This is a genomic window from Ruminococcus sp. CAG:379 (genome assembly GCF_000434255.1).
Classification (GTDB): Bacteria; Bacillota; Clostridia; order Oscillospirales; family Ruminococcaceae; genus Ruminococcus_F; species Ruminococcus_F champanellensis.
Genome location: NZ_FR894924.1, coordinates 6,903 through 10,990, shown reverse-complemented (window position 1 = coordinate 10,990; position 4,088 = coordinate 6,903). Strand labels below are relative to the sequence as shown.

The 4,088-nt window shown below is 56.8% G+C and carries 6 protein-coding genes (1 of these 6 only partly in view); all 6 read right to left on the bottom strand.

Annotated elements, in window-relative coordinates; translation table 11 throughout:
- On the bottom strand, window positions 1-799 hold the 5' portion of the coding sequence (gene priA, locus QVO51_RS09805) for a replication restart helicase PriA (RefSeq protein ID WP_441295920.1). 1,673 nt of this gene lie to the left of the window's left edge; only the first 799 of its 2,472 coding nucleotides appear in the window; the start codon lies at window positions 797-799; the stop codon falls past the left edge of the window.
- 18 nt (window positions 800-817) lie between these two features.
- Window positions 818-1,024 carry a DNA-directed RNA polymerase subunit omega gene (gene rpoZ / locus QVO51_RS09800; protein WP_015557925.1) on the bottom strand — a complete coding sequence of 69 codons (207 nt, stop codon included), beginning with the start codon at window positions 1,022-1,024 and terminating at the stop codon, window positions 818-820.
- Window positions 1,017-1,622, bottom strand: a complete 606-nt coding sequence (gmk, locus tag QVO51_RS09795; protein WP_022358249.1) for a guanylate kinase — start codon at window positions 1,620-1,622, stop codon at window positions 1,017-1,019. The genes rpoZ and gmk overlap by 8 nt, the downstream gene beginning before the upstream one ends.
- The gene (gene remA, locus QVO51_RS09790; protein WP_015557923.1) at window positions 1,612-1,875 is read right to left on the bottom strand and encodes an extracellular matrix/biofilm regulator RemA; all 264 of its coding nucleotides are present in this window, start codon (window positions 1,873-1,875) and stop codon (window positions 1,612-1,614) included. The genes gmk and remA overlap by 11 nt, the downstream gene beginning before the upstream one ends.
- A 15-nt stretch (window positions 1,876-1,890) precedes the next feature.
- A complete protein-coding gene (locus QVO51_RS09785; protein WP_022358248.1) occupies window positions 1,891-2,769 on the bottom strand; it encodes a YicC/YloC family endoribonuclease in 879 nt (292 codons plus the stop codon).
- 195 nt (window positions 2,770-2,964) lie between these two features.
- The gene (cysK, locus tag QVO51_RS09780; protein ID WP_015557921.1) at window positions 2,965-3,894 is read right to left on the bottom strand and encodes a cysteine synthase A; all 930 of its coding nucleotides are present in this window, start codon (window positions 3,892-3,894) and stop codon (window positions 2,965-2,967) included.
- Window positions 3,895-4,088: the final 194 nt, after the last annotated feature.

The window sequence follows — 4,088 nt, the reverse complement described above, 5'->3', positions numbered from 1 at the left end:
CCCGCCGCTGCTCCGGTCCACTTTGCACCGGACGGAGCTGCTCCATATCGTACTGCTCCACCAGTCCATGCTTCAGCAGGGTTTTCACCACTGCCGGAGTCACACCGCACAGATAGCATGCCTCCCGGACGGCAACCGGGCCGTTTTCCTCCAGCAGCGCCAGCACCTGCCGCTGCTTGGGGGTGGGCTGATGCCGGTTCTGCCCTGTAAGGTATGCATCCGACAGGCGGATCATCTGAATGTACTTATCCCCCACCGCCTGGGCTAGCCGATCGGTTTGCTGAATACAGCCCTTTTGCAAAAGACTGTGGATCAGCTCCTGCTTATCCGGATTGACGGACACATCCAGCATGGCATCCAGCTCCCGCCGGGATTTTGCCATCCGCAGAAACCGGAGCAGATGCGCTTCCTCCTCCGTCAGGGGCACATCCGGCACCTGATCGGACAGGGAGAAATGCTCCTCCACCCGCAGGTTCATGCCGGAGGGCAGCAGACACCGGACTGCGTCATAATAGGTACAGAAGGTCTGCTCGTGCAGCCAGTCGGAAAGCTCCAGCATTTCCCCGTTCAGCACCGGCTCCGGATCCGGCACAGCCAGCAGGGGCTTGAGCTTGGGATCTGCCGGAATCTCATGCCGCACCAGGATCATGCCGATCCGCTTCCGGTTGCCTCTGCCGAAGGGCACCAGCACCCGGCAGCCCGGCTGTGCGGACTGTTCCAGGTAAGCAGGAACCAGATAGTCAAACAGCCGGTCAAAGGAAAAGGCGGTGCCGCTGACCGCAACCGCAGCCGCCTGCACCAAGGGCTGTTCCACGCCTTATTCCTCCAGGGACTCCGGCTCTACGATCTTGTACTTGCCGCTGGCGATCTCCTCCACTGCGGTCTTGACGGGCTTTTCCTCCAGGGTCATGCCCTGCTCGTACAGTTCGTCTGCAATGGCTCTTGCACGCTTCGCAACCCCGATCACCAGGGAGTATGCGCTTTCGTTTTTGGTAATAATCTGTGAAATTGCCGGTCTAAGCATGATTCAACACCTCATCTATCTTGTTTCCGTTTTTCGTTCTCAGTTTTTCTGCCCGTACCACCGTGCGGAAGTCCTGGATGGCTTTTTCCAGTTCCCCGTTGACAATGATATAATCGTACCGGTTTGCATAGGAAAGCTCCCGGGATGCCTGTGACACTCTTTCCTCGATCACTTCCGCTGCCTCCGTACCCCGCTTGTTGAGCCGACGGCGCAGCTCCTCCACCGAGGGGGGTGCAATGAACAGGAACACCGCATCCGGACAAAGGGCCCGCACCTTCATAGCGCCCTCAACCTCGATCTCCAGGATCACGTCCCTGCCGGCATCCCGCATCTGCTCCACCTCTTTTTTCGGCGTGCCATAGTAGTTACCGCAGTACTGGGCGTATTCCAGCATACCCCCCTGGGCGATACGCTGTTCAAATTCTTCTTTTGTGATGAAATGGTAGTTCACTCCGTCCTGCTCTCCCTCACGGGGTGCCCGTGTGGTGGCGGAAATGGAGTAGTAGAAGCTGTCATCCTTCAGGATTTCCCCGAGAATGGTGCCCTTGCCGCATCCCGAAGGTGCGGACACTACCAGCAGCAGTCCCTTATTCTTCATCCTGTGCCTGTTCCTCCTCATTATCATTGAGCCGTGCCGCAACGGTTTCCGGCTGCACAGCGGACAGGATCACATGGTCGCTGTCCATGACGATCACCGCCCGGGTCCTTCTGCCGTAGGTGGCATCAATCAGCCTGCCCTGCTCCCGGGCATCCTGTACGATCCGCTTGATGGGGGCAGACTCCGGGCTGACAATGGCGATCAGCCGTGCGCTGGAAACCATGTTGCCAAAGCCGATGTTGATCAGCTGCATTGTATCCGCTCCTGTCTATTCAATATTCTGGATCTGTTCCCGGATCTTCTCGATCTCGGATTTCAGATTCACCACCGTCTGGGTGATGGTCAGCTCCTGCGCCTTGGAACCGATGGTATTGACCTCCCGGTTCATTTCCTGGATCAGAAAGTCCAGCTTTCTGCCAACAGGCTCCTCATCCTCCAGCAAGGCATGGAACTGCTGGATATGACTGCGGAGCCGGACAGTTTCCTCGTCCACTGCAACCTTTTCGGAAAAGACCGCAGCCTCCGTCAGAATGCGCTGCTGGTCAAAGCCATTGCTGCCCAGCAGCTCCTCCAGCTTGGCATACAGCCGGTTCCGGTATTGCTCCGTCATCCGGGGGGAGGCTTCCTCCACTACAGCTACCATGCCGCTGATGGCGTCCAGCTTGCTCTTGATGTCCGCTTTCAGTCGTGCGCCCTCTGCTTCCCGCATGGTAACAAAGCGATCCAGAGCGGCGGACGCCACCTGTCTGATTTCCTCCCAGACCGCTTCCTCATTCTCTAATGCCTTCTGTACAATAAAAATCTCCGGGAACCGGATCAGATCCGTCAGCTTCAGATCATCCTGCAGATGCAGTGTTTCGTTTGCATCCCGCAGCGCCTGCAAATAGCCCTGAGCGGTGCCCATGTTCACCTGGATTTTGGCATCGCTGCCGTCGATCCGGTTGATGGTCACGCAGACCTCCGTCTTGCCTCGGGCGACCCTGCCCTGCAGCAGGGACTTGAGCTTTTCGTCCAGATACATATATGCACGGGGCACCCGGGACGAGAATTCAAAATACCGGTGATTCACCGCCCGGATCTCCACCAGGATCTCCTTTCCGTCCAGGATCTGCTGCGCCCTGCCGTAGCCTGTCATACTCCTGAGCATGTCGTTCCTCCCATCGGTCAGTGTCGGAGCATCCACCCTCAAAAGGGCGCACTCCGCCTATCTTATAAATTATACCACGCTCGCCGGGGAAAAGCAAGTCATATCCGAAATAAATGGCACTTATACACAAAAACAGCGGACCGACCGGAGCATTCTCCGGCAGGATCCGCTGCTGTGCGTAGTAACTGGGAATCATTAATCTGCAAACATGGGTGTAGACAGATACCGCTCACCGGTATCCGGCAGCAGGGCAACGATCACCTTGCCCTTGTTTTCCGGCCGCTGTGCCAGCTGGGTAGCGGCAAATACCGCTGCGCCGGAGGAAATACCCACCAGAATGCCGTCCTCATGGGCAATGGCTCTGCCAGTGGCAAATGCGTCCTCATTCTCCACGGGGATGATCTCATCGTAGATCTTGGTGTTCAGCGTCTCCGGCACGAAGCCTGCGCCGATGCCCTGGATCTTGTGGGGGCCTGCTGTGCCCTTGGACAGCACCGGAGAACCTGCCGGCTCCACCGCAACCACCTTTACATCGGGGTTCTGGGACTTCAGGTAAGCGCCCACGCCGCTGAGGGTGCCGCCGGTGCCAACGCCGGCTACAAAAATATCCACTTTCCCGTCGGTGTCATTCCAGATCTCCGGGCCGGTTGTGGCAAGATGGGCCGCCGGATTTGCCGGATTGGTAAACTGACTGGGAATAAAGCTGTTGGGTGTCTGGGCAGCCAGTTCCTGCGCCTTTTCAATGGCGCCCTTCATGCCCTTTGCCCCATCCGTCAGCACCAGCTGTGCCCCGTATGCCTTCAGCAGGTTCCGGCGCTCCACGCTCATGGTTTCCGGCATGGTAAGAATGGTCTTGTAGCCTCTGGAGGCTGCCACGGAGGCAAGCCCGATGCCCGTATTGCCACTGGTAGGCTCGATGATGACGGAATCCGGTTTCAGCAGTCCCTTTGCCTCTGCGTCATCCAGCATGGCCTTGGCAATTCTGTCCTTGACGCTGCCTGCGGGGTTGAAGAATTCCACCTTTGCCAACACGGTAGCCTCCAGCTTCCGGTTGGCGGAATAATTCTTCAGCTTTACCAGGGGGGTGGAACCGATCAGATCTGTGATTTGCTCATACACTTTCATAATAGATACTCCCTTTCAGATTTGTGCAGACCTTTTCTCATAAACCATATAAACATACCTGCTTTATGGGTATATTATAGCACGGTGGTTCCGCCTTGTCAATCCCTTTTGAAAAAAATTTTCCGGATCCATTCTGCTGCATGTTTTCACTGGACGTCTCACATACTGAATGCGCATACCTTGACAATTCCACG

Coding starts and splice junctions, on each gene's coding strand:
- rpoZ (WP_015557925.1), bottom strand. CDS start 1,024: ATGCTTAGACCGGCAATTTCACAGATTATTACCAAAAACGAAAGCGCA.
- gmk (WP_022358249.1), bottom strand. CDS start 1,622: ATGAAGAATAAGGGACTGCTGCTGGTAGTGTCCGCACCTTCGGGATGC.
- remA (WP_015557923.1), bottom strand. CDS start 1,875: ATGCAGCTGATCAACATCGGCTTTGGCAACATGGTTTCCAGCGCACGG.
- QVO51_RS09785 (WP_022358248.1), bottom strand. CDS start 2,769: ATGCTCAGGAGTATGACAGGCTACGGCAGGGCGCAGCAGATCCTGGAC.
- cysK (WP_015557921.1), bottom strand. CDS start 3,894: ATGAAAGTGTATGAGCAAATCACAGATCTGATCGGTTCCACCCCCCTG.